23 protein-coding genes are annotated in these 23112 nt (G+C 63.9%); 8 read left to right on the top strand and 15 right to left on the bottom strand.

All coding sequences use genetic code 11. The annotated features are described in order from the left end of the window. Window positions 1-66 precede the first annotated feature (66 nt). From kdsA to FJW10_RS25035, 5 genes are all read right to left on the bottom strand, one after another. Window positions 67-912 (bottom strand): 3-deoxy-8-phosphooctulonate synthase, encoded by an 846-nt coding sequence (kdsA, locus tag FJW10_RS25015; protein WP_140829805.1) that lies wholly within the window; start codon window positions 910-912, stop codon window positions 67-69. Continuing rightward, complete coding sequence (locus tag FJW10_RS25020) at window positions 909-1793, bottom strand: VOC family protein (protein WP_140902052.1); 885 nt, start codon at window positions 1791-1793, stop codon at window positions 909-911. Before FJW10_RS25020 ends, kdsA begins: the two co-directional genes overlap by 4 nt. 70 nt (window positions 1794-1863) lie before the next feature. Then, window positions 1864-2154, bottom strand: a complete 291-nt coding sequence (locus tag FJW10_RS25025; RefSeq protein ID WP_140829801.1) for a Dabb family protein — start codon at window positions 2152-2154, stop codon at window positions 1864-1866. A 101-nt stretch (window positions 2155-2255) separates the two neighbouring features. Beyond that, entirely contained in the window at window positions 2256-2552 is a 297-nt protein-coding gene (locus FJW10_RS25030) for a hypothetical protein (RefSeq protein WP_140829799.1), read from the bottom strand. Between the two features lie 30 nt (window positions 2553-2582). Further along, window positions 2583-3851, bottom strand: coding sequence for an NAD(P)/FAD-dependent oxidoreductase (locus FJW10_RS25035; RefSeq protein ID WP_140902053.1), 1269 nt, complete (start codon window positions 3849-3851; stop codon window positions 2583-2585). A gap of 172 nt (window positions 3852-4023) precedes the next feature. Between FJW10_RS25035 and FJW10_RS25040 the strand changes: the two genes are divergently transcribed. After that, complete coding sequence (locus FJW10_RS25040) at window positions 4024-4680, top strand: 5-formyltetrahydrofolate cyclo-ligase (RefSeq protein ID WP_140902054.1); 657 nt, start codon at window positions 4024-4026, stop codon at window positions 4678-4680. On the opposite strand, the gene FJW10_RS25045 is transcribed toward FJW10_RS25040, so the two are convergent. After that, on the bottom strand, window positions 4677-5150 hold the full coding sequence (locus FJW10_RS25045) for an Lrp/AsnC family transcriptional regulator (protein ID WP_140829793.1): 474 nt from the start codon (window positions 5148-5150) through the stop codon (window positions 4677-4679). The genes FJW10_RS25040 and FJW10_RS25045 overlap by 4 nt on opposite strands. Window positions 5151-5353: 203 nt before the next feature. Between FJW10_RS25045 and ald the strand changes: the two genes are divergently transcribed. Then, on the top strand, window positions 5354-6469 hold the full coding sequence (gene ald, locus FJW10_RS25050) for an alanine dehydrogenase (RefSeq protein WP_040982961.1): 1116 nt from the start codon (window positions 5354-5356) through the stop codon (window positions 6467-6469). A 422-nt stretch (window positions 6470-6891) separates the two neighbouring features. On the opposite strand, the gene FJW10_RS25055 is transcribed toward ald, so the two are convergent. From FJW10_RS25055 to FJW10_RS25080, 6 genes are all read right to left on the bottom strand, one after another. Beyond that, entirely contained in the window at window positions 6892-7359 is a 468-nt protein-coding gene (locus tag FJW10_RS25055; protein WP_140902055.1) for a DUF1203 domain-containing protein, read from the bottom strand. A 144-nt stretch (window positions 7360-7503) separates the two neighbouring features. Further along, the gene (locus FJW10_RS25060; RefSeq protein WP_140902056.1) at window positions 7504-8061 is read right to left on the bottom strand and encodes an OmpA family protein; all 558 of its coding nucleotides are present in this window, start codon (window positions 8059-8061) and stop codon (window positions 7504-7506) included. 128 nt (window positions 8062-8189) lie between these two features. Next, window positions 8190-8753 carry a GNAT family N-acetyltransferase gene (locus FJW10_RS25065; protein WP_140902064.1) on the bottom strand — a complete coding sequence of 188 codons (564 nt, stop codon included), beginning with the start codon at window positions 8751-8753 and terminating at the stop codon, window positions 8190-8192. Beyond that, entirely contained in the window at window positions 8753-9604 is an 852-nt protein-coding gene (gene sseA, locus FJW10_RS25070) for a 3-mercaptopyruvate sulfurtransferase (protein WP_140902057.1), read from the bottom strand. Before sseA ends, FJW10_RS25065 begins: the two co-directional genes overlap by 1 nt. A gap of 32 nt (window positions 9605-9636) precedes the next feature. Then, complete coding sequence (locus tag FJW10_RS25075) at window positions 9637-10380, bottom strand: alanyl-tRNA editing protein (protein WP_140902065.1); 744 nt, start codon at window positions 10378-10380, stop codon at window positions 9637-9639. After that, on the bottom strand, window positions 10380-11414 hold the full coding sequence (locus FJW10_RS25080) for a cysteine synthase A (RefSeq protein ID WP_140829779.1): 1035 nt from the start codon (window positions 11412-11414) through the stop codon (window positions 10380-10382). Before FJW10_RS25080 ends, FJW10_RS25075 begins: the two co-directional genes overlap by 1 nt. Before the next feature lie 191 nt (window positions 11415-11605). On the opposite strand from FJW10_RS25080, the gene FJW10_RS25085 reads away from it, so the two are divergent. After that, entirely contained in the window at window positions 11606-12457 is an 852-nt protein-coding gene (locus FJW10_RS25085; RefSeq protein WP_140829777.1) for an SDR family NAD(P)-dependent oxidoreductase, read from the top strand. A 69-nt stretch (window positions 12458-12526) separates the two neighbouring features. Further along, window positions 12527-13516 (top strand): alpha/beta fold hydrolase, encoded by a 990-nt coding sequence (locus FJW10_RS25090; protein WP_140902058.1) that lies wholly within the window; start codon window positions 12527-12529, stop codon window positions 13514-13516. Window positions 13517-13603: 87 nt separating this feature from the next. Here FJW10_RS25090 and FJW10_RS25095 read toward each other — a convergent pair whose 3' ends face one another. Continuing rightward, window positions 13604-15043: a DEAD/DEAH box helicase gene (locus tag FJW10_RS25095; RefSeq protein ID WP_181177661.1), complete on the bottom strand. Its 1440-nt coding sequence runs from the start codon at window positions 15041-15043 to the stop codon at window positions 13604-13606. Between the two features lie 394 nt (window positions 15044-15437). Here FJW10_RS25095 and FJW10_RS25100 point away from each other — a divergent pair, with 394 nt between their 5' ends. The 3 genes from FJW10_RS25100 to waaF are packed head-to-tail and all read left to right on the top strand — an operon-like array spanning window position 15438 to window position 19047. Next, entirely contained in the window at window positions 15438-16970 is a 1533-nt protein-coding gene (locus FJW10_RS25100) for an acyl-CoA carboxylase subunit beta (RefSeq protein ID WP_140829772.1), read from the top strand. A 55-nt stretch (window positions 16971-17025) separates the two neighbouring features. Continuing rightward, complete coding sequence (locus FJW10_RS25105; protein WP_140902060.1) at window positions 17026-17967, top strand: glycosyltransferase; 942 nt, start codon at window positions 17026-17028, stop codon at window positions 17965-17967. Between the two features lie 6 nt (window positions 17968-17973). After that, window positions 17974-19047, top strand: coding sequence for a lipopolysaccharide heptosyltransferase II (gene waaF, locus FJW10_RS25110; RefSeq protein WP_246674364.1), 1074 nt, complete (start codon window positions 17974-17976; stop codon window positions 19045-19047). 1 nt (window position 19048) lies between these two features. On the opposite strand, the gene FJW10_RS25115 is transcribed toward waaF, so the two are convergent. Beyond that, on the bottom strand, window positions 19049-21043 hold the full coding sequence (locus FJW10_RS25115; RefSeq protein WP_246674365.1) for a hypothetical protein: 1995 nt from the start codon (window positions 21041-21043) through the stop codon (window positions 19049-19051). A gap of 8 nt (window positions 21044-21051) precedes the next feature. After that, entirely contained in the window at window positions 21052-22575 is a 1524-nt protein-coding gene (locus tag FJW10_RS25120; RefSeq protein WP_140902063.1) for an NAD(P)H-hydrate dehydratase, read from the bottom strand. 349 nt (window positions 22576-22924) lie between these two features. Between FJW10_RS25120 and FJW10_RS25125 the strand changes: the two genes are divergently transcribed. Further along, window positions 22925-23112, top strand: a 188-nt coding sequence (locus FJW10_RS25125; RefSeq protein WP_140720804.1) for a P-II family nitrogen regulator, incomplete at its 3' end; no start/stop codon positions are given.

Below are 23112 nucleotides of genomic sequence, written 5' to 3' on the forward strand. Positions count from 1 at the left end.
GAAAACGAGCGTAGCGCCGGCTCAATGCAACCACAAGCCGGCGCAGGATCAGGTCGGCCGCTGGAATCAGTGTCCCTTGGCGATCCGGTCGAAGGCCATCAGCTTTTCCAACAGCGCCGGCATGTCCTTGAGCGGCACCATGTTAGGGCCATCCGAAGACGTGGAATTATCGGGATCTTGGTGGGTTTCGATGAAGACGCCGGCGACGCCGACGGCAACGGCCGCGCGCGCGAGCGTCGCGACGAAGCGCCGTTCACCGCCCGACGAACCACCCTGCCCACCCGGCTGCTGGACGGAATGGGTGGCGTCAAAAATCACCGGGGCGCCGATCTCGGCCATGACCGGCAACGCGCGCATGTCCGAGACCAGCGTGTTGTAGCCGAACGAGACACCGCGCTCGGTGGTCAGCACGTTCGGATTGCCGGAACCGGTGATCTTGGCGACGACGTTCTTCATGTCCCAAGGCGCCAGGAACTGGCCCTTCTTCACATTGATGACCTTGCCGGTCCTGGCGGCGGCGACCAGCATGTCGGTCTGGCGCGAAAGGAAAGCCGGGATCTGCAGGACATCGACATGCGGCGCGACGATCGCGCACTGCTCCTCGGTGTGGACGTCGGTCAGCACCGGGAGCCCAAACTCCTTGCGCAGATCGTCGAAGATCGGCATCGCCGCGTCGAGGCCGGTGCCGCGCGTCGCCGACAGCGAGGTGCGGTTGGCCTTGTCGTAGCTGGTCTTGTAGACGAGGCCGATGCCCAGACGTTCCGTCAGTTCCTTCAGCGCGCCGGCCATGTCGAAAGCATGCTGGCGCGATTCAAGCTGGCACGGGCCGGCGATCAGCGACAGCGGCGCATTATTGGCAAAGACCACCTTGCCGACGGTTACCGATGAATTGGGCGCCAGCGGCTTGCTCATGGGATCTCCCGGAAGATGAAGGCGGTGCCCTGCCCGGGCGCCGGCGGAACGACGATATCATTGCCGCTCATGTTGTGATCGATCGCGCCGGTCGCAAGCGCGCGTATAGCTGGAGCTTTGTCGCGGATCGAGAAAACAATCGCCTCAAACCGGAAATGCGACGACGGCTTGGCCGCCAGGCCGAAGCGCCGCGCGTAGGTTTCAGGCGTGACGACGCTCAGGATCGCGTTCGGCAGCCGCACCGCGTCGCCCGCCCCAAGGTCGTCGGCGCTCGCGCCGGCGGCGATAGAGATCAGCCCGATCTGCGCGGAAGGCGCGTCACTGACCGCAACCACTTCGACGATGCCGGTCACGCCATTGGCATGCGCCTGGAGCGCCGTGCGATCGATCTTCGGCGCGTTGACGCGCTCGCAGGCGAAGAGGAAGGCGTCCGACGCCTCCTTGGCGACCGCGAAGGCCAGCTTGAAAGACGCCGTATCGCTCTTTCCGTTCGCGTCGGTGAACACGCGTGAGAAACCAAGCATGTCGCCGGCCGACAGGCCGGCTTCGACAAAGCGCATATGGTCGGCATCGGCATTGCCGGTTCCAAGTACGACGGCGGAAAAACCCTCCTCGCCCAACCGCTCGCGATAAAGGCGGTCGCGCGCTATGAAGACATTGCCGGCCGCGATCGCTTCTCCTGCCGTCTGTTCATTTCCCACCGCCAGCGGCTCGACATAGGTGCCGTCGGCGAAAAAGACGCAGGCATTTTCCGTGCCGAAGGGGTGGATGCCCGTGGGCGCGACGACAAAGCCGAGCGAGGCCAGACGCGAGCGCGCGGCATCGAGGCTTCCGGTAGGCAGCACGAGGTGGTCGAGCGGATGGGCGGAGCTTTTGATCATGCCGGCGCGGTGTGCCCCATTCCGGCCGGCTGTTCAAGAGCGGCGGACCGACGGAACGTGCTCTGCCGCTTCAGGCCGCGGCCACGACATCCGCCGAATAGCGCAGTTCGCGCAGCGGCTTCACCTTGCTGGTCGTATCCGCATAGATCGGATGCGCCTTGTAAGCGGCAAGCGCCGCCTCGTCCTCGAACTCGGCATAGACGACGACATCGATCGCGTTGGAGAACAGATCGACCTTGGTGTTGAGCGTCACCTCGAAATGCTTCGAGTGGGGAATCTTGCCGAGCGCCAGCAGGCCCGAGCGCACAGCCTCGACATCTTCCCTGCGTCGCACGCTGAAGAAAACGATGTGCCGGATCAAGCCAGCCTCCCTGGTCTTCGGTTCAGCGGTGTTTCTGTGGGAGCGAGGCCTGGGCGTCAACCGGCAACGATGTCGCGCCGCGATGCGAAAGCGGCGAGACCTTACCCGGTGACGTAGCGCACGATGCGTGACACTTCCCGTACGGTCACGTCGAGGTAGCGGCCATGGTTGTAAAGACCATCCCATATCAGAAAGAATGCGATGGCGGCGATGACGATCACATAGCGCATGGCTAAAACTATCGCATGTGAAATTGCGGAACCAGAGGGGGAGCGACGGCAGTTGTTCCAGTTCACCGCTTTTTGCTTGGCGGCTTCGGCCAGCGGCGCGTACGCGTCGTGAGCGCGAAGCCACGCTCGTGACGCAACGGAATGAAACCGCGATCGGCCATCGGGCATTTCCGCTGCCGGCAGGCGACGGCCAGGGTATCAGTTGTTATTGTCGTCGTCGCCCTGCGTGATCAGCCGCGCGCTGCGCTGGCCTGTAAGATATATCCATAGCCAGCTAAGCGAGACCGCCAGGCGGTTGCGGAAGTCGATCAGGAAATAGATGTGCGCTATGCCCCAGAGCCACCAGGCGAGCCAGCCGGTGAGCTTGATCCAACCGAAATCGATGGCGGCCGCGCGCTTGCCGATCGTCGCCAGGTCGCCGGCATGTTTGTAGCGGAAAGGACGCGGTGCATTATCGCCGGCCAGCCGCGCCTTGATCGTCGCGGCCACATGCTTGCCCTCCTGCTTCGCCGAGGGCGCCACGCCCGGCACCGGCTTGCCATCCGGCCGCAATACATGCGCGGTGTCGCCGATGACGAAAATGTCGGGACTGCCTGGAACCGTGAGGTCGGGCTCGACCAGCACCCTGCCCGCCCGATCGGCCGGCACAGCCAGCCACTCAGCCGCCGGCGAAGCTGCGACGCCGGCCGCCCAGATGATCGTCCTTGCCGGCAGGCGCCTGTCGCCGAAGACGACGCCTTCGGCATCAAGCTTGGTAACCGGACGCCCGAGCTCGACGGTGACGCCGAGCCGTTCCAGCGCCTTGCGGGCATAGTCGGAAAGCTGCGGCGCGAAATTGGCCAGGATCCGGTCGCCGGCCTCGATCAGCACGACGAGCGCCTGTCGGGTGTCGATGCTGCGGAATTCGCCGCGCAGCGTGTCATGCGCGAGCTCGACAATCGTGCCGGCGAGTTCGACGCCGGTCGGCCCGCCGCCGACAATGACCAGCGTCAGCAGCGCCTGGCGCTTGTCCGGGTCAGTTTCGCGCTCCGCCTGCTCGAAAGCCAGCAGGATGCGTCGCCGGATCGTCGTGGCGTCCTCAAGCGTCTTCAGACCCGGCGCGAACGGCTCCCATTCGTCATGGCCGAAATAGGCGTGGCGTGCGCCGGTGGCGAGCACCAGCGTGTCGTAAGGAACCGGGCTGCCGTCTTCGAGCAACACGCGTTTGCCGGCGCGGTCGACGCCGGTGACATTGCCGAGAAGCGTCGTCACGTCCTTGCGCTTGCGCAGCAGATGACGGATCGGCCAGGCAACCTCCGAGGTCGCAAGCGACGTCGTCGCCACCTGGTAGAGCAGCGGCTGGAAAAGATGGTGGTTGCGTTTGTCGATCATGGTGATGCGCACGGGTGCACCAGACAGCGCGCGGGTGAGCTCGAGGCCGCCGAACCCGGCGCCGACGACAATGACCTTGTGCTCGTCTTCGCTCATTTCATTCCGTCTCGCCAAGTGTAACCGTCACCCGTGATGTAAGTATTTTTGTGCGCTGCAACAATGTTGATCGGGCAATAACCATACCCGGGAGTCGTCGCGCGGCGTCGTGAATGCACATGCGGCCGCAGAGCCATGAGTATAGCGTGAAACAAATCGACAGGAGCCAAGCATGGCTGACAACCGTGACGACGAAGGGCCGGCGCAATACGCCTCGCCGCCCTGCTTCATGCATGAACTCGACCCGGAATACCGGGAGCCGCTCTCCGACTGGACGGATGTCAGACGCTGGCGCAAGGCCGAGCGCGAGCGGCTCATCGGCGCCCGCCTTGCCGTCTCGGCCGATGCGCGCGCGGCCATGTCTGCGCGCATCGGGGACGGCCTCGACGCGCTGATCGGAGACATAGCCGGCCGGATGGTCAGCCTCTACTGGCCGTTTCGCGGCGAGCCGGATCTGCGTGGCTGGATGGCCTCGATCAACGATCGTGGTGGCCGCACCGCGCTGCCCGTCGTCATCGAGAAGGGACAGCCGCTGGTGTTTCGCGCCTATAGACCGGGCGACCGGCTGGAAAAGGGCGTCTGGAACATTCCGATCCCTGCCGAAGGCGATCCGGTGCTGCCCGACATCGTGATTTCGCCGATCGTCGGCATCGATCCCGGCAACTATCGGCTGGGCTATGGCGGCGGCTTCTTCGACCGCACGCTGGCCGCCATGCCGTTCAGGCCGCTCGTCGTCGGCGTCGGTTACGAACTGCAGCGCATTCCGACCATCTACCCCCAGCCGCACGACATTCCGATGACGACTGTGGTTACGGAGGTTAGCGCTTAAGCCATCTCTGGCCGCAGCCCGACCGCCGTGCGATCGACGATCTCGCGCAGCGCGAAGGATGAGTTGATCTTCGTGACATGCGGCATGGCCGACAGCCATTCCTTGTGAATACGTTCATAGTCGACGAGATCCTTCGCCGCGATACGCAGGATGTAGTCGTATTCGCCTGACATCAGATGGCAGGAGAGCACGTTCGGACAGCGCTTGATCGCCGCCTCGAAATCCGACAGCGTCTTTTCGAATTGTCCTGACAGCGATATGTGCACGATCGCCGTCATCTGGTGGCCGAGCGCGGAATTGGACAGCCTGGCGTGATAGCCGCGGATGGTCCCGGTTTTTTCCAGATTGTCGAGCCGGCGCGAACAGGCCGACTGCGACAGCCCGACTTTCTCGGCAAGCGCCGCGTTGGGTATCCGCCCATCCTTCTGCAAAGTCTCCAGAATAGCGATATCGATCCTGTCGAGCGGCATTTTTCGTGGTTCCTGCGAATTTCTAGTGATTTTGCGCAACGATTATCGAAGAGCGACCGTTGCCGCAAGTGCATTCGCAAACACATACGGAACGATTCGTGGTTGACTGCGGTTACTGCGTGTCCACCTCCGAACTTGGAGCCGGTGGCATGCACCGATGACAGGGAGAGCGCCCCTTGAAGGGCGCGGACAGGAGAAAAAAGATGCGTGTCGGCTGCCCCAAGGAAATCAAGAACCATGAATATCGCGTCGGCTTGACGCCCGGCTCGGTCCGCGAATATGTCGCGCATGGCCACGAAGTGCTGGTCGAGACAGGCGCTGGCGCCGGTATCGGCGCCGACGACAACGCCTACCGCGCCGCCGGCGCGACCATCGCCAAGACGGCCGCCGACGTGTTCGCCAAGTCGGACATGATCGTCAAGGTCAAGGAGCCGCAGCCCAACGAATGGGTCCAGCTGCGCGACGGCCAGATCCTCTACACCTATCTGCATCTCGCTCCCGATCCGGAGCAGACCAAGGGTCTTCTTGGCTCGGGCGTGACCGCGGTCGCTTATGAGACCGTGACAGACGATCGCGGCGGCCTGCCGCTGCTTGCGCCGATGTCGGAAGTCGCCGGCCGCCTTTCGATCCAGGCCGGCGCGACTGCGCTGCAGAAGGCCAATGGCGGCCGCGGCGTGCTGCTCGGCGGCGTGCCCGGCGTGCTGCCCGGCAAGGTCACCGTGCTTGGCGGAGGCGTCGTCGGCCTGCATGCGGCCAAGATGGCGGCCGGCCTTGGCGCAGATGTCACCATCATCGACCGCTCGATCCCGCGCCTGCGCCAGCTCGACGACATTTTTGGCGGCCGCGTGCATACGCGTTACTCGACCGTCGAAGCGCTGGAAGAGGAGTGCTTCTCGGCCGACGTCGTCATCGGCGCCGTGCTGATCCCGGGTGCCGCCGCGCCCAAGCTCGTCACCCGCGAAATGCTCTCCGGCATGAAGAAGGGCTCGGTGCTGGTCGACGTCGCGATCGACCAGGGCGGCTGCTTCGAGACCTCGCATGCCACGACGCATGCCGATCCGACCTATGAGGTCGACGGCGTGATCCATTATTGCGTCGCCAACATGCCCGGCGCCGTGCCGGTCACTTCGGCGCACGCGCTCAACAACGCGACGCTGCATTACGGCTTGCAACTCGCCGACAAAGGCCTCAAGGCGCTGGTCGACGACCATCACCTGCGCAACGGCCTCAATGTCCATAAGGGCAAGATCACCAACCGCGCCGTCGCCGAAGCGCTCGGCTACGAAATGGTCGAACCGAAGGCGGTTCTTGCCGCCTGATAAATTCGCCGAGATTTCCTTCAGTCGCCCGCCGGGTCATTCCGGCGGGCTTTTTCTTGCGCAAACTGGTCACGCCAAGAAAACCGGGCAACAAAAAAGCGGAGCAAAAGCCCCGCTTCCTCGAATGTCGCGATCTGCCGCCGGTCCATCCGCGGTCGACAAATCATCAACAACCGCTTTTTAGCGCAGTAGTGCGACGGGAATACGACAGTCTTGAAATGCGCCTTCTCTCGCCTTCCGCCAATATGCGTCTTGTGTGAAATGCTTCACATTCGCTCGACAAGAAAGACGCCTAGAGACGGACCGTTACTGGCGGCCTGAGCCTGCCGGGTCGGACAAGTCCGGCCCGGACAGCACTGGCCGACAGCTTCTGTCAGACCCTCCAACGGCCCGCCCGACCATCGGCGGGCTTCTTTTTCGGGTCATGCCCGCTCGATGCGGCATTGATAGCAATTGTTCCGGGCCGAGCGGACATGGATGTAGGCGATGTCGTCGCGCCCAAACAGCGTCCGCGCCCGGGCGGCAATCTCGCCGGTCGCCGTGACGGCGCCGCTGCCATAGACGATGCGATCGTCCTCGCCATAGCCCCTGACGATATAGTCGCTGCTCTCGAGCATCTCCGGCGGCGCATCGCCCTCGGCGGCGCGCTCGCATTCCTCGGCGTGCAGGAAGATCGGGCCGGTTTCGGCATAGGGCTGCAGTTCCGGGAACGGCCGGTAAGCCACGATCAGGTAGCCTTTGCCCGCGGCGACATTCTTCATGCAGTGCCTGCAGGGTACGCCGTCGCCATCGGAGATCCGGTGCTCCGGGGTGCGGTCGTAGGCATCGGGCCCTCCCCGCTGCAGGGCGCGCACGGCTCCGGTCGGCAGGGCTTTGAACTGGATGCTCATGGCAAATCTCCGGTGTCGATTTCCGGAAATTATGCCTGTGCGACGGTGTCTCCCACCCGATTCCTGACTAACGCCGCGCACAAGTGAAAGAGCCCAACCGCTTCGAACAGGCCAGGCTCCGTTGTCGGCATTATCGGCTCAGCTTCACCGCACGAAGTCGTCGAAGCGACGCAGCGTCACGCGCCGGTTGCGCCAGTTCTCCTGCTGGGTCTGCACAAGCAGGAATTCCTCGCCATAGCCGACGGTGTCCAGCGTATAGGGCGGCACGCCGAACTCGCCCACCAGCGTCCGCTTCAGCGACGCGGCGCGCCGTTCGGACAGGATCTGGTTCGATTCGAAGGAGCCCACGGCATCGGTGTGGCCTTCGATCAGGATGCGGGCGCCGCGGTCTCGGCGCAGGATGCGGTGGAGCGCGTCGGCAATGATTTCGACCTTGCCGTATTGCGAGGGGGCGATAGCGGCCGAGCCGAACTCGAAATTGATCGACTGGATGTCGATCGAGCGCGCCATGCGCCGCAGATCTGGCCGGCGCTTGAACTCGCGAATGGTGACGCGCTCGTTCGGGCGAAGTTTCTTCCTGGGCGCAGCGTCGAGCTGGCGCTCGATCGTGGCAGCCGAAGGCGTGGTCGCCTGCGCGGATGCCAGGCTCGGCATGGCAATTGCCGCAATCATGGCTACGGCGAATGTACGTCGGGTCAACATGTCTTTTCTCCTAAAGCTCGGCCTCGTAATGCGGCCGGGACAATGGCAAAGACAGTGTTAAGCGGCGATGAACGAGGCGTTCAGGCGGTGAGACATTATGGCTTGCCGTTCGGAATCGCTTGAACGGCTTAGTCTCGCATAACGCTGGCCGAGCGCTCGGCGAAGCTCAGCGGATGCACGACCTCCTTCTTCTGCGCCACCGGCGTGAAGCCGAGCTTCTGGTACAGCGGGAGAGCCGCCGGATGATCGAGCGTGCAGGTCTGCACGGTGACGCGCCTTGGCCCATATGCCCAGGCCGCCGAGATCGCGGCGCCAAGGAACCAGCGGCCGATGCCCTGGCCGTGCGCATGCTCCATCATGCCGAAATAGGCGAGATCCACCTCGTCCGGCAAATGCGGCTTGAGGTCGAAGAAGCCGGCGGGAGCGCCGTCGAGATAGAGCACCCTGATGTCGCGATCCTCGCGGTGCAGGCCGGCGGCAAGCTCCTCGTCGCTCAGCCTCAGCACATTGACCCAGTGCCATTTGCGCCCGACGCGATCCATCAGATAACGATAGAAATGGAGCGGGATATCTTTCGTCCTGAGCAGCGCGATCTGGCGGTTGTAGGGGATCGGCGGCGAAACCGCCGGCGCCGCATGCATCTCCAGGAACGTGACCGTGACATCGATATCTTGCAGCGCGCCGTTTTCCATCATTCTTTCCCCGTCACCACCGGCGTGTCGCCGAGACCGCCCCATTCTGTCCAGGAACCATCGTAAAGCCGGTTGTCGGTATGACCGAGCGTCTCCAGCGCCAGCGTGATCGCCGCCGCGGTGATGCCCGAGCCGCAGGACGTGACGACCGGCTTCGAGAGGTCGATGCCAGCGCCCTCGATCACCTTGCGCAAGCGATCCTTGGGAAGCAATTCGCCATTTTCGGCAAGCGCCGTGATCGGAACATTGCGCGCGCCAGGCATATGACCCGAACGGACGCCTGGGCGCGGCTCCGGATCGGTGCCGGCAAAGCGGCCTGAAGCGCGCGCGTCGGCGATCTGGCTCTTCCGGTCGCCGACGATCCTGCGCATCTCGTCGAGCCCCACAACCCGGCCCGCGTCGAAATCGGCGTGGAAGACGCTTGGCGCGATCTTCGTCGGCTCAGCCGTCACGGGTCGCCCCTCGGCCTTCCAGCGGTCGATACCGCCGTTCAGGATGTAGACCTGGAAGACGCCCATGACGCGGAACATCCACCAGGCGCGCGGCGCCGAGAACAGACCTGGACCGTCATAGACGACGATCGTGTCGTCGGCGGAAACGCCCATGGCGCCGACATATTGAGCGAAGTGCTGCGGCGAGGCCAATGTGTGCGGCAGTTTCGAATCCGGATCGGAAACCGCATCCTGGTCGAGGAAGCGCGCGCCGGGAATGTGAGCGGCATCGTATTCGGCGCGGGCGTCGCGCTTTTGGGCCGGCAGGTACCAGGAGGCGTCGATGATGGTGAGACCTGGCTCGCCAAGCTGCTTTTCCAGCCAATCGGCGTCGACGATGAAAGGGCTGTCCTGCGCCATTTTTGTTCTCCCTGCCACGCCTTGCCTTAACGTCAATTCGCCGGTATCGGTCCGAAGCGGATACGGAAGCGCCGGTTCTCGCGGCCTTTCTTCTCGATCTTGCCGATATGGATCTCACCGACCTCGCCGGTCGACTTCACATGCGTGCCGCCGCATGGCTGGCTGTCGATCGAACCGTTGTCGCCGATGCAGACCAGGCGGATTTTCCCTGTGCCGACAGGTGGGCGGACGTTCTTCGATTTGACCAGGCCAGGATTGGCGGCGAGTTCCTCGTCGGTGATCAACTTTGTGAAGATCGGATGATCGGCGCGCACCAGCTCCATCAGCCTCGCCGTCACATCCTCCTTGCTGAAGCCGGCATCGGGAATGTCGAAGTCGACGCGGCTGTCATCCTCGGCGACCGCCGCCCCGGTGATCGGAAACGGACAGACCACTGTCAGCAGGTGGCAGGCGGAATGCATGCGCATCAGGAGGTGCCGCCGTTCCCAGTCGATCAAGAGCTTCAGCTTTTCGCCGACGGCGGGCAGCGCCTGCTCGGGTGCCGGTACATGGATGATCTCGTCCTTGGTCTCTCCGGTGATGGTGGCGGCGATCGCGATGCGGCCGCCGTCGGCACGTTCGAGCATGCCGGTATCGCCCGGCTGTCCGCCGGACGTGGCGTAAAAGATCGTCCGGTCGAGCAGGATGCCGCCACGGTCGTTGATGGCGACAACCTCGGCCTCCGCCGTCTTCTGATAGGCGTCGTCGCGAAACAGCGTCTCGGTCTTGCGCGCCATCATGCCACCTTTTCGAATGGCACGGAAATGTCGGTCTTCGCTTCCATCCAGCCCGGCACCGGAAGATTCTTGCCGCGCAGGAACTCCGGATTGAAGAGCTTGGACTGGTAGCGCGTGCCGTAGTCGGCAAGGATTGTCACGATGGTGTGGCCGGGACCGAGCTCGCGCGCCAGCCGGATGGCGCCGGCGATGTTAATGCCGGTCGAGCCGCCGACGCAGAGCCCCTCCTCCTGGATCAGGTCGAAGATGATCGGCAATGCTTCCTCGTCCGGGATTTGATAGGAGAAGTCGGGTGTGAACCCATCGAGATTGGCGGTGATGCGGCCCTGTCCGATACCTTCGGTGATCGAGCCGCCATCGGATTTCAGTTCGCCGCTGGTGTAGAAGCTGTAGAGCGCGGCGCCCAGCGGATCGGCGAGCGCGATCTTGACGTCCTTGCTCTTGCCCTTGAGCCCGAGCGCGACACCGGCGAGCGTGCCGCCGGAGCCGACGGCCGAGACGAAGCCATCGATCTTGCCGTTGGTCTGAGCCCAGATTTCCTGCGCGGTCGTGCGGATATGGCCGTCGCGGTTGGCGACATTGTCGAACTGGTTGGCCCAGATCGCGCCGTTCGGCTCCGAGCGCGCCAGTTGCCCGGCAAGGCGGCCGGACAGTTTTATGTAATTGTTGGAGTTCTTGTAGGGCACGGCCGGCACCTCGATGAGCTCCGCACCCAGGATCTTGATCGTGTCCTTCTTTTCCTGGCTCTGCGTGTCGGGGATGACGATCACGGTGCGGTAGCCGAGTGCCTTCGCGACTAGCGTCAAGCCGATGCCGGTGTTGCCGGCAGTGCCTTCCACGATAAGCCCGCCAGGCTTCAGGAGCCCACGCTGTTCGGCATCGCGGATGATGAACAGGCCCGCGCGATCCTTCACCGATTGCCCTGGATTCATGAACTCGGCCTTGCCGAGGATCTCGCAACCGGTTGCTTCCGAGGCCTTGTTGAGCCGGATCAGGGGCGTGTTGCCGATCGCTTCGATCACAGAACGGGGCATGCGGGATTCCTTCATGTGTGCGGCGAGACCCTAAAAACCGGAAGCCGCGGTTTCAAGGCAAGATTTTGCCTGGTCCAGTCGCATTCCGGATGGTGCAATGCTCGCGATCATTTCAACGCCATACGCAAAACCGCTCTTTTCAACCGATTTCTCCGCCGCTAGAGCAAACCGGAACATTCGCAGGACATCCCATGGCACTCTACCGGGCCAATCCGAAAGACGGTGTCGCCTGGATCACAGGCGGCAGCAGCGGCCTTGGCCGAGCGTTGGCCAAGGATCTCGCCAATCAAGGCTATGCCGTCGCGGTGACGTCGCTGCCGGAAGATCCAGCCGACACGCTGATCGTGGAAACGGCGCAGATGTCCGGGCATGTGAAGTCTTTTCCCTGTGACGTGACCGACGAGCACGGCATGGCGCGCGCGGCCGCCGCGATCGAAGAACAGATGGGGCCGATCGTGCTTGCCGTCTTCAACGCCGGCAACTATATCGCCACACCCGGCGAGAACCTGGTGGTGCGCGATTTCCATCGCTCCTTCGCCGTGAACTATTTCGGCATCGTCAACGGCGTGGTGCCGGTCGTCGAGCATATGCGCGTGCGCGGACGCGGCCATGTCGTGCTGGTCGGATCGGTCACCGCCTATTCCGGCTGGCCGACCACGGCGGCCTATGGCGGCACCAAGGCCGCCATCAACATCCTGGCGGAGTCGCTGAAATACGACTTCGACAAGATGAACATCCGCGTTCAGGTCATCAATCCGGGATTCGTCGACACGCCGCTGACCGAAAAGAACAAGCTGCCGATGCCGGGCCTCATGCCTGTGCATCGCGCGTCGCGCCGCATGGCCCGCGGCATCAGGAAGGGTGGCTTCGAAGTCACCTTCCCGTACCACGTAAGCTTGCCCCTGAAGCTGCTCAGCCTGCTGCCGCGGCCGATCTGCCGGTTCGTCATCGGTCTCACCACCCACTGGTGGGGGCGGCCATTGCATTTCGACCGCAGGCTGCCCGGCAAAAAAGATCCGCCCGACGACGACAGGCCAACATAAGCCGGCGAAACAGCGATTGCCTGCCGGCGGGGACGGCCATAGGTTGAGAATCATTGCTTGGAGACTGTAATGGGGCGGCGGATCGTGCTTGCGGAGCTTGGCCTTGCAGTCGTCCTGGTCGCCGGTTTCTTCCTTGGCCCGCGCGTGTCGGTCGATACGACAATCCGTTTCAATCCGTCGGCGATCGGCGACGATCCGCAGGCCTATCTGGCGCGTGAAGAGGCTGCCATGCCCGACATCCGCGACGGGCTCGACAAGGAGATCATCTGGGCAAACCCGATGGTCCATGCCAAGACGCCCTTGGCCATCGTCTATATCCACGGCTTTTCCGCCTCGAAGGGCGAGGTCCGCCCCTTGCCGGACGACATTGCGGATGAACTGGATGCCAACCTCTTCTACACGCGCCTGACCGGTCACGGCCAGGACGGCGCGGCAATGGCGCAAGGCAGCGTCAATGCCTGGATCAACGACTATGAGGAGGCGTTGGCCATCGGCCGCGCCATCGGCGACAAGGTGATCGTCATCGGAACCTCGACCGGAGGCTCGCTGGCGGCGTGGGCCGCAACGCAGCCGAGCGCTTCGGACGATGTTGCCGCGATCGCGTTCATCTCGCCCAATTTCGGCGTCAAAGCCTCCGGCGCCGAGTTGCTGACCATGCCCTGGGGCGGGCAACTCGCCGAGCTCATCGGTGGCAAGGAGCGCAGTTTCCCCCCGCGCAACGCGCTGCACGAAAAATTCTGGACCACCAGATACCCCATGAAGGCGGTGCTGCCGATGGCCGCGCTCACGGAACTCGCCTATGCCGCGCCGGTCGAGAAGGCGACGATCCCCGCGCTGTTCATCTTCTCCGACTCCGACAAGGTGGTGCGACCCGACCGCACGCGCGAGATTGCCGGACGCTGGGGTGCTCCGCACGAGCTGGTGCCGGTCGACGACACCGGCGATCCGGACAATCACGTCATCGCCGGCGATGTGCTGTCGCCGCAGACCACGGCCTTTCTCACCCAGCGCATCGTGGTGTGGGTGAAGGCGCTGATGCAGCAGCAGTCAGGCCAGTGAAAGGCAAGCCAGTTAAGTCAGGCCAGTGAAATGAAAAACGGCCGAAGCATCGCTCCGGCCGTTCCTGTTCGCGTGGTTCTGATGGGCTCAAGCGGCCCTGTTCGCCGGACGCTTGCCGCCGAAGCGGCGCTTGTTATTGCCTTTGAAGCGCTTGAAGCCGTCAGGCTTGCTCGAGCCATTCGGCTTGGCGGCAGCCGGGCGTTCGCCCTGCGGCTTCGGAGCGCGCTCGCCATGAGGCTTACCGCCGAAACGCTTGTTGTCGCCACCGTTGCCAGGGCGGCGGCCATCGCGGCGGGCGCCGTGATGCTCGCGGTCATTGGCCGGCTCGAAATGACGCTCGGTCTTTTCCCTGGGGTCGCGCTGCGGATCGGGGCTGCCGAGGTGATCGGCGACGACCGGCAGCTTCATGCGGATGATACGCTCGACCTGCCGCAGCTTGGCGTTCTCCGAAGGATCGCAAAGCGTGATCGCAATGCCGTCCCTGCCGTTGCGGCCGGTGCGGCCGATACGATGGACGTAGCTTTCCGCCTCATCCGGCAGGTCGAAATTCACGACATGGCTGATGCCGGGCACGTCGATGCCGCGCGCCGCGATGTCGGTGGCGACCAGGATGCGAACCGAGCCATCGCGGAAATCGTTGAGCGCCTTCTGGCGGGCGTTCTGCGATTTGTTACCGTGGATGACGGCAGCCTCGAAACCGTCACGGGCCAGGTCCTTGGTGACGCGGTCGGCGCCATGCTTGGTGCGCGAGAACACGATCACCGAGCGCATTGCCTCGTCGGCGAGCATCCTGGACAGCACCTGGCGCTTCTGCTTGGTGCGGGCGAGCACCACACTCTGCACGATCTCGGCTGCCGCGGTGCTTTGCGGCGAAACTTCGATGCGGACGGGGTTCTTCAGCAAGCCCTTGGCAAGCTCTGCGATCTCATCGGGCATGGTGGCCGAGAACAGTGCCGTCTGGCGGTCCGGCGCGGTCGCCTTGGCGATGCGCTTGACGTCGTTGATGAAGCCCATGTCGAGCATGCGGTCGCCCTCGTCGAGGACGAGCCATTTGGTGTCGGCGAGGATAAGGTCGCCCTCGCGCACCAGGTCGGTCAGGCGGCCGGGCGTGGCGATCAAAATGTCGACGCCGGGCGCAACCTTCTTCACCTGGCTGAAGCGCGAGACGCCGCCGAGCACCAGCGCGGTCGAGACATGCGCGCCCTTGGCGAGGATCTTGATGGTGTCCTCGATCTGCACGGCGAGTTCGCGCGTCGGCGCCAGGATGAGCGCACGCGTCGTCTTCGGTCGGCGCTTGGTGCCGAGGCCGATGATCTTGGACAGGATCGGCAACGCAAAGGCCGCGGTCTTGCCGGAGCCGGTCTGGGCGATGCCAAAAATGTCGCGGCCTTCCAACTGCGGCGGGATCGCCTGCATCTGGATCGGCTTGGGATCGGCGAAGCCGGCGGCATGAGTGGCCTTCAGCAACGCGCCCGAAATACCAAGTGCGGCGAAACCGCTCAGTTCCGCTATGTTTTCGTTGGTCAAAATATTCTTCTTTCACGCGGCCTTGTGGCCGCAAACATCAATTGCGGCAGGGCGCAACCTGCCGTCGGATAAATTATCATGGAACGACAAGGCGGCGGACGATCGTCCGCGCGGCTGCGCTGTCGTGCCCGCAAGCATCATGCCTCGGGGCTTTTTCGCCAGCTTGCCGATCGACCAGGGCCGATTTGCCGGAAAGAGGGAAAACAGACGCAACCAGTCTCATTCGTCGAGAAGGCCGGATTCGTCCCGGCCCAAGCGCCTATGCCGCTGCATATGGCCGAGTCCGGCCCGAAATGCAAGGGGCTTCATGTTGCAGTGCAACAAAAATGAGGGCGCTTGCGCTCCCCTATCCTGGCGATTACCACAAATCACTTATCCGTTTTGGGGACCAGCGATGAAAGACGTGCTGAAGGAACTCGAGCGTCGCCGCGAGATTGCCCGCATGGGCGGCGGCAAGGACCGCATCGAGGCGCAGCACAAGAAGGGCAAGCTCACCGCTCGCGAGCGTATCGAGGTCTTCCTCGACGAGGGCTCGTTCGAGGAATTCGACATGTATGTCGAGCACCGCTCGACCGATTTCGGCATGGAGAAGACCAAGATCGCCGGCGACGGCGTCGTCACCGGCTGGGGCACCGTCAACGGTCGCCCGATCTATATCTTCGCCAAGGATTTTACCGTGTTCGGCGGCTCGCTGTCGGAGGCGCATGCGGAGAAGGTCATCAAAGTCCAGGAGATGGCGCTGCGCAATCGCGCGCCGATCGTCGGCCTCTATGACGCCGGCGGCGCGCGCATCCAGGAAGGCGTGGCGGCTCTCGGCGGCTATGCCGAGATATTCCAGCGCAACGTGCTCGCCTCCGGGGTCATTCCGCAGATCTCGCTGATTATGGGTCCCTGCGCTGGCGGCGACGTCTACTCGCCCGCCATGACCGATTTCATCTTCATGGTGCGCGACACCTCCTACATGTTCGTCACCGGGCCGGACGTGGTGAAGACGGTGACCAACGAGACGGTGACCGCCGAAAGCCTCGGCGGCGCTTCCGTCCACACCACCAAGTCCTCGATCGCCGACGGCGCCTATGACAACGACGTCGAGGCGCTCTTGCAGATGCGCCGGCTGGTCGATCTGCTGCCGGCTTCCAACACCGCCGAAATTCCCGAGGTCGAGTGCTACCAGTCGGTGACGGACCACGACCTGTCGCTCGACCGGTTGATCCCGGACAATGCCAATAAACCCTATGATATCAAGGAACTGATCCTGAAGGTTGCCGACGAGGGCGATTTCTTTGAGATCCAGCAGAGCTTTGCCAAAAACATCGTCACCGGCTTCGGCCGGGTCGACGGCCGCACGGTGGGCTTCGTTGCCAACCAGCCGATGGTGCTGGCAGGCGTGCTCGATTCCGACGCCAGCCGCAAGGCGGCGCGTTTCGTGCGCTTCTGCGATTGTTTTTCTATTCCGATCGTCACCTTCGTCGACGTCCCGGGCTTCCTGCCGGGCACCGCGCAGGAATATGGCGGGCTGATCAAGCATGGCGCGAAGCTGCTCTTTGCCTATGCCGAGGCGACCGTGCCGAAGATCACCGTGATCACCCGCAAGGCCTATGGCGGCGCCTATGACGTGATGGCGTCGAAGCATCTGCGCGGCGACATGAACTATGCATGGCCGACGGCGCAGATCGCCGTGATGGGCGCCAGGGGCGCGGTCGAGATCATCTATCGCAAGGACATCGGCGATCCGGAGAAAATCGCCGCCCATACAAAAACTTACGAGGATCGCTTCCTGTCGCCTTTCGTTGCCGCCGAACGCGGCTATGTCGACGAGGTGATCATGCCGCATTCGACCCGGCGCCGCGTGGCGCGCGCGCTGCGCATGCTGCGCAACAAGGATATGGAGAACCCCTGGAAGAAGCACGACAACATCCCGCTGTGAAAATGCCTCCATCAGCCGAAAGGACGACAACCGCTAACATGAGCGCGGGGACGAAATGCGAATAACGCTTGCGGCCCAGGGCCTTATTCCGTGCAAAGGCTATGGCGGCATTCAGCGGCAGGTCGAATGGCTGACCACGGAAATGGTCAAGATGGGACATCACGTGACGTTGATTGCCGGCCCGGGGTCGTCGCATCCGATGTGCGAGGTCCGCCACGCGGTGACCAATGACGAGTGCCGCGCGGCCGTTCCCAAGGACACCGACATCGTCCATCTGCATGCCTGGAAGGTCGAAGTTCCGTTTCCGACGCTCAACACCGAGCGCGGCCACCTGCCGGATTACCCGAGGCCGCAGCCGAACTGGAGCTTCATCAGCGCCCGCCATGCCGAGTTGCATGGCCGCAAGACCTTCGTCTACAACGGCTTTCCGGTCGATGCCTATCGCCTGGCGCCGTCGAAGAACGACCATCTGTTTTTCATGGCGGCCATCGCGCGGGCCGGAAAGGGTCTCAACCGCGCGGTGGACCTCGCGAGAAAATACGATTTCAAGCTCGATATCGCCGGCGGCTCGCGCTGGAAGCTGCTTGGCCGCAGCAAGACCCGCCGCGAGGGTGTCTTCTTCAAAAGCCTGTCGCCCCGCTTCCGCTATCACGGCATGGTCGATGGCGAACCGAAGGTGCGCCTGCTGGGCGAGACCAAGGCCTTTCTGAACCCGATTTCGTGGGAAGAGCCATTCGGCAATGCGCCGGTCGAATCCATGCTGTGCGGCACGCCGGTCCTCACGACGGCACGCGGCGCGCTGCCCGAAACCGTCGATGCCGATACCGGCCGCTTCTTCGACACGGACGAGGAGTTCGCGCGCGGTTTCGGCGAAATCGGCGGTTTGCCGGCGCAAAGATGCCGTGAATCCGCGGCAGACCGGTTTCCGATCGAGAAGGCCGCAAAAGCCTATGTCGAGCTCTATCACCGCATTCTTGATGGCGAAGCGCTTCCGTGACAAATCATGCAGGCATTTCCCGTCGGCGATGGCCGTTCCGGATCGAGAAGGTATCGCGCATTGCGCCCCATCCTGGTTTTCTGTCTGCCGGCGATCGGTGACTTCATCCGCTGCCACGCGGCTATCCAGATCGTCGCCGAGAGATTCCCGGGGCAGCCGATCGACATCATCACCTCGAGGATCGCCGCACCGCTGGCGGGGCTGATGCCGCATGTTCGCAAGATTTGGATAGCGGAGAAGGACTGGAAGCCAGGGCTGGAAGAGCGGGCGCGCCTGGCGCGAACACTGCGCGAAGAGGATTATCAGGCGGCCTATATGCTCACCAGCAGCACCAAGGCCTCGCTGGTGCCGTGGCTTGCCGGAATACCGGAACGCATCGGCTATCCGCGCGAGTTCCAGTTCGGCATCGTCAACCGACTGCCTGCAGGTTGGCTGAAGGCGATGGTGGCCTTCGGCCCGCGCAAGACGCGGCTGGCGGAACAGGTCTGCGCAATCGCACGTCTCGGCAAAACGCCGGACGAAGACCGACCGTTGCCGGCTCCGCAATTGGTGGTCTCCGCCGAGGAGCTTTCCGGCTGGCGTCGGCGCAACGGAATCGATCCGGCGAAACCTGCGCTCGCGCTCTACACTTCGGATTTTGCCAACAAGCGCTCGTGGCCGGTCGAACGCTTCGTCTCGGTCGCGCGCGACCATGCTGCCCGCGGTTGGTCGGTTTGGCTCATCGGCGGGCCGCGCGAGCGGCAGGCCGCGGCGGAAATAAAGGCGCGACTGCCTGAGGCGATCGATTTCACCTCCACACCCGATATTGCGGAAGCGATGTGCCAGATCGCGGCCTCGACCGTCTTTCTTGGCGTCGACGGCGGCATTTCCCATGCCGCCGGCGCGCTGGGCGGTCCGTGCGTGCTCATCTACGGTTCGAACCGAGCCTATGTGCACGGTCCGGTCAACGAGCAGGTGATCTTCCTCGAGCCGCCGATTTCGACGCCGGGTTGGGTGGAGAACACGCGCGCAGTGACTGAAGACAGGGTTCGCGAGGCGCTTGCGGCAGCGGTCCGAAAAAACGCGCCGCAATTCGCCTGACCTATTCCTCGGCCGCCGCTCCGAAACCCGCGCCTAGGCTCGCGCGAGCCGTGGTCGCCCATGGCGTCGCATGGTTGTCGATGCGCATCTGGAAAATGAAATAGGTCGGCGAGCAGAAGCCGATACCCCTGACCTTGGCAGCACCCGGCGTGTCCGCCGGCAGCGACTGGCACATATAGTCCTCGCGGCAGAAATGATCGGCCGAGCAGGCTGGACGGTTGCCGCGATTGACGGCGCCACCGAGACACTGGTCGAAATTGTTGGTGGCAACGCAGATGTCGAACTTCTTGCCGCCGACCAGTCCGCAGATCTCGCTGGGCTTCGGCTTGCCGGGCTTGAAGGCGGCGAAGGCGCGATCCTTGTCATCGCAGGCGCGATAGGCGAAGCCGCCTGGAACGCCGATCTTCGGCGGCCGGCAGGTATAGGCGGTGCGCGAGATCGCCGGCGCGAAGGCGGCAAACTGGCCGGTGACCTTGTAGCGGTCGTTGAAAGGCTGCGCCGCATTGCTGGCGATAGTACCGGTCAGGCATGGATGGCCGGAAAATATTTTGTCGCTCTCCTTGGGCAGCAGGCATTGCGCGAGCGTGGTTCTCACGCCAGAAGCGGTCGCGATCGGCGTGCAGACCGTGCCGGCGCCGCATTGCCAGGTGCTGCCGAAGCGGCCTGCGTCTTCCGGTATCAGGCATGGCATCGCCGTTTCGGCCGGCGCATAGGCAGCCTCGCCCGTGTCCTTCCAGGCGGCGGGCGGGGCGAAGGAAAGCGGGCGAAAACGGTTGGGCTGCTTGCCCTCGGCGGTCGCCTTGAGCCACGCCTCGCGGCGCGGAATTTCGGCGTGGAGGTGCGGCGAGATGCCGACCTCGATACGGTTCAACGGCGAGGTCGTGGCGTCGTCCAGACCGATGAAATGGAAGCCGGCGGTCGAGCCCGCCTGGTGGCAACCCTGGCAGGCGCCGTTGTCGAGCCGCTCGACCAGAGCGTCCGGCGTGCGTACCAGTTTCAGCTTGGAATAGTCGAGCCCGGCAAAGTCCTTCGGGTCGAACAGCGGCGTGAACGGGTGGTTGGCCTGCCTGGCGCTGCCGAAGGTCGACCAGGAGATGACTTTTCGGGCGAGAAATTCATCCGGGATTTCGTAGACGCCGAGATCGACCGCCGCGGTATTGGCGCGAACATAGTCGGCAAGCCGTGCTTTGAGGTCAGCATCCTCGGCAAGCCGGGCCGTGTCCGGCGTATTTTCCAGCGGCTTTTCGCCGACCGTCGAACCGTCGATGCTGAAGATGCGCATCAGGTAAGCGGCCTGGCCGCCGAACTCGGTTTCCTGGCCGGAAGGAAAGCGCACAACCTGCGCGTTGAGCTCGAGCTGCTTGAAGGATAGCGAGGCCTTTTCAAGCGGTCCTCCGGTCAGCCAGCCGGCATCGACCGTTTCGTCGAGCTGCGGCGTCCAGCGGCCGGCAGCGCCCACGCAGCCGCCATCGGCGTCTTGAGCGACGCGGTATATCGCGCTGAAGTTGAACGGCAGGCGCGAGGCCAGTTGCTTGCCGTTCTTCTTGAAGCTGTAGGCCAGGCGATAGATGAACCGCACCTCGCCGCAGCCTGTCTCGTTGCCAAGTGCTGCGAAGTCGCGCCGGTCGAGCCGGTTGACGACGCCGACAAGGCGGAAGCGCGCGGCGTTCGTCTTCAGCCAGCGCATGTCGATGATGCGGCCGACATTGCCGTCGGTCACTTCGTAGAGAGTGCGGCCGCCAGTCTTCATGTCGCCGCGCAACGCGGCGACATCGCCGGCCACCGTGTCGACGATGGCGTGGTAGGCGGGCGCCTCGTCGTAGAGGGATTTCAGGTCGTCGCTGCCGTCGACGCCGAACAGGCCGGCGAAACCGTATCCCCTGGCGTCGAGCGTGGCGATGATGCGCGGGTCGTCGACGATGGTGATCGGGCGGTCGGCGGCGCGCGCCGACTGCGTCGCGAATAGAGCCAGGAGAAAGACTACGATAGAGAGCATCAGCCGTTTCATCGGACAGCGCTCTCCGCCAGTTCGCGAAGAACCGGCACCATGGCCAGAGGCAGATCCTCGGCGATCAAGCCCGGCCCAAAACGGCTGCCGGTCTCGGCGTGGATCCAGACCCCGGCGCAAGCCGCTTCGAAGGCCGGCATGCCTTGCGCGAGGAGCCCGGCAATGATGCCCGCCAGCACGTCGCCCGAGCCGGCGGTGGCGAGCCAGGGCGCGCCGTTGCTGTTGATCGCGGCGCGGCCGTCCGGCGAGGCGATCACGCTGTCGGCACCCTTATAGACGATCACGGCGTTGGCGCGGCGCGCAGCTTCGCGCGCCTTGGCCAGTTTGGACAGAGCCTTGTCACCCGCAATGTCCGCAAACAGCCTGCCGAACTCGCCCTCATGCGGTGTCATGATCAGGGCCGGCGCGCCAGCCCTGCCGGCGGCCTCGAACAGCGTCGAGGCCGCGTTGCGAAAAGACGTGATGCCGTCGGCGTCGAGCACAAGTCCCTCGACGCCGCCGTCCCGGCGGTTCCTGGCGAGCACGGCAAGAGTGAAATCGCGCGCCTTGTCGCCGATGCCGATGCCGAAGCCGGGGCCGAGGACGAAGGCGGATGGTCTGCGATCGCCGATAAGGTCGTGCACGTCCTCGATCGCGTCGACCTTGCGCAGCATGATCGAGGTAAGATGCGCCGCGTTGACCTGCATGGCGTTCGCCGGCGAAAGCACGGTGACGGCCCCTGCCCCGCTTCGAGCTGCCGCAAGCGCCGAAAGGCGCGCCGCGCCGGTCGCGGATGGTCCGCCCGAAAAGACGCTTGTATGGCCGCGCCTGTATTTGTGCGTGTCGACGGCTGGCGCGGGAAAGCTCGCGATCCAGAGCCCGGGCCGGTTCTCGAAGGCGCGCGGCGCGATCTCGTCGATGATCTCGTCGCGAATGCCGATGTCGGCCAACACGACCTCGCCGCATCGTTCTCGGCCAGGTAGCAGAAGATGGCCGGGCTTTTTTCGGGCGAAGGTCACCGTGAGGACCGCGCGGAATGCCTCGCCGAGCACCTCGCCGCTTTCGCCGGAGACGCCCGAAGGCAGATCGATCGCGACAACCGGCAGGTTCATCGCCGTCACGATGTCGACCGCGCCCCTGGCGTCGCCGGACAGCGGTTTCGACAAGCCTGCGCCATAGATCGCATCGACAACCAGCGAGCCAGCCTCCGCGGTGAAGGCCGAAAGCAGGTGCCGCTCCAGAGTGCAGTCAGCCGCCGCAAGCGCGGCATCGCTGCCTGCCCGCGGTTCGCCCGATGTCCACAGGGCTACATCCACGCCCGCCTCGGCAAGCAGCCGCGCCACGACATAGCCGTCGCCGCCATTGTTGCCGGGGCCGCACAGCACGTGGACCCTCTTCGCGCCAGGGTAGCGCGCCAGCACGACGGCAGCGACCGCCTCGCCGGCACGTTGCATCAAGCGATAGCCGTCGAGCGGCCCGGCCGCGATTGTCAGCCTGTCAGCCTCGGCCATTTCGGCCGGCGACAGAAGTTCACTGTGCATGGGATTGCCGATCTCCATGCGATCAAGCATTGTCCAGTTTTCGGTTCGAAGCAAACCAGCGCGATTGCGGCATTATCTTGCACATGCCATCGCGTCCGAGAGGGGTTCTGCTTGCAAGTTGCGCTGTCTGCCCATTTTTTGTGCAGAGGTGAGGAGGGGCGATGTATAGGGTTTGGGCGTCCATGACGCATGCGATGCAGCGGATGACGCGAATGTGCATCCGGACGCGGCATGGGCTCGAAAACGCCCCTCGCCGCCTGCGCTCCTCAGGATTGGCACGGTTCCTGCTTGATGGAGGCGCAAGCGGGGCACACAACCCGTCTTCTTGGCAGTGGAGGCCACTTTTTACATGAAAAAGATCGAAGCGATCATCAAGCCATTCAAGCTGGACGAAGTGAAGGAAGCGCTTCAGGAGGCCGGATTGCAAGGCATCACCGTCACCGAAGCCAAGGGCTTCGGCCGCCAGAAGGGTCACACCGAGCTTTATCGCGGCGCCGAATATGTCGTCGACTTCCTGCCCAAGGTGAAGATCGAGGT

It is taken from the genome of Mesorhizobium sp. B4-1-1, assembly GCF_006439375.1.
Taxonomy (GTDB): domain Bacteria; phylum Pseudomonadota; class Alphaproteobacteria; order Rhizobiales; family Rhizobiaceae; genus Mesorhizobium.

Coding starts and splice junctions, on each gene's coding strand:
- kdsA (WP_140829805.1), bottom strand. CDS start 912: ATGAGCAAGCCGCTGGCGCCCAATTCATCGGTAACCGTCGGCAAGGTG.
- FJW10_RS25020 (WP_140902052.1), bottom strand. CDS start 1,793: ATGATCAAAAGCTCCGCCCATCCGCTCGACCACCTCGTGCTGCCTACC.
- FJW10_RS25030 (WP_140829799.1), bottom strand. CDS start 2,552: ATGCCCGATGGCCGATCGCGGTTTCATTCCGTTGCGTCACGAGCGTGG.
- FJW10_RS25035 (WP_140902053.1), bottom strand. CDS start 3,851: ATGAGCGAAGACGAGCACAAGGTCATTGTCGTCGGCGCCGGGTTCGGC.
- FJW10_RS25040 (WP_140902054.1), top strand. CDS start 4,024: ATGGCTGACAACCGTGACGACGAAGGGCCGGCGCAATACGCCTCGCCG.
- FJW10_RS25045 (WP_140829793.1), bottom strand. CDS start 5,150: ATGCCGCTCGACAGGATCGATATCGCTATTCTGGAGACTTTGCAGAAG.
- ald (WP_040982961.1), top strand. CDS start 5,354: ATGCGTGTCGGCTGCCCCAAGGAAATCAAGAACCATGAATATCGCGTC.
- FJW10_RS25055 (WP_140902055.1), bottom strand. CDS start 7,359: ATGAGCATCCAGTTCAAAGCCCTGCCGACCGGAGCCGTGCGCGCCCTG.
- FJW10_RS25060 (WP_140902056.1), bottom strand. CDS start 8,061: ATGTTGACCCGACGTACATTCGCCGTAGCCATGATTGCGGCAATTGCC.
- FJW10_RS25065 (WP_140902064.1), bottom strand. CDS start 8,753: ATGGAAAACGGCGCGCTGCAAGATATCGATGTCACGGTCACGTTCCTG.
- sseA (WP_140902057.1), bottom strand. CDS start 9,604: ATGGCGCAGGACAGCCCTTTCATCGTCGACGCCGATTGGCTGGAAAAG.
- FJW10_RS25075 (WP_140902065.1), bottom strand. CDS start 10,380: ATGGCGCGCAAGACCGAGACGCTGTTTCGCGACGACGCCTATCAGAAG.
- FJW10_RS25080 (WP_140829779.1), bottom strand. CDS start 11,414: ATGCCCCGTTCTGTGATCGAAGCGATCGGCAACACGCCCCTGATCCGG.
- FJW10_RS25085 (WP_140829777.1), top strand. CDS start 11,606: ATGGCACTCTACCGGGCCAATCCGAAAGACGGTGTCGCCTGGATCACA.
- FJW10_RS25090 (WP_140902058.1), top strand. CDS start 12,527: ATGGGGCGGCGGATCGTGCTTGCGGAGCTTGGCCTTGCAGTCGTCCTG.
- FJW10_RS25100 (WP_140829772.1), top strand. CDS start 15,438: ATGAAAGACGTGCTGAAGGAACTCGAGCGTCGCCGCGAGATTGCCCGC.
- FJW10_RS25105 (WP_140902060.1), top strand. CDS start 17,026: ATGCGAATAACGCTTGCGGCCCAGGGCCTTATTCCGTGCAAAGGCTAT.
- waaF (WP_246674364.1), top strand. CDS start 17,974: ATGCAGGCATTTCCCGTCGGCGATGGCCGTTCCGGATCGAGAAGGTAT.
- FJW10_RS25115 (WP_246674365.1), bottom strand. CDS start 21,043: ATGCTCTCTATCGTAGTCTTTCTCCTGGCTCTATTCGCGACGCAGTCG.
- FJW10_RS25120 (WP_140902063.1), bottom strand. CDS start 22,575: ATGCACAGTGAACTTCTGTCGCCGGCCGAAATGGCCGAGGCTGACAGG.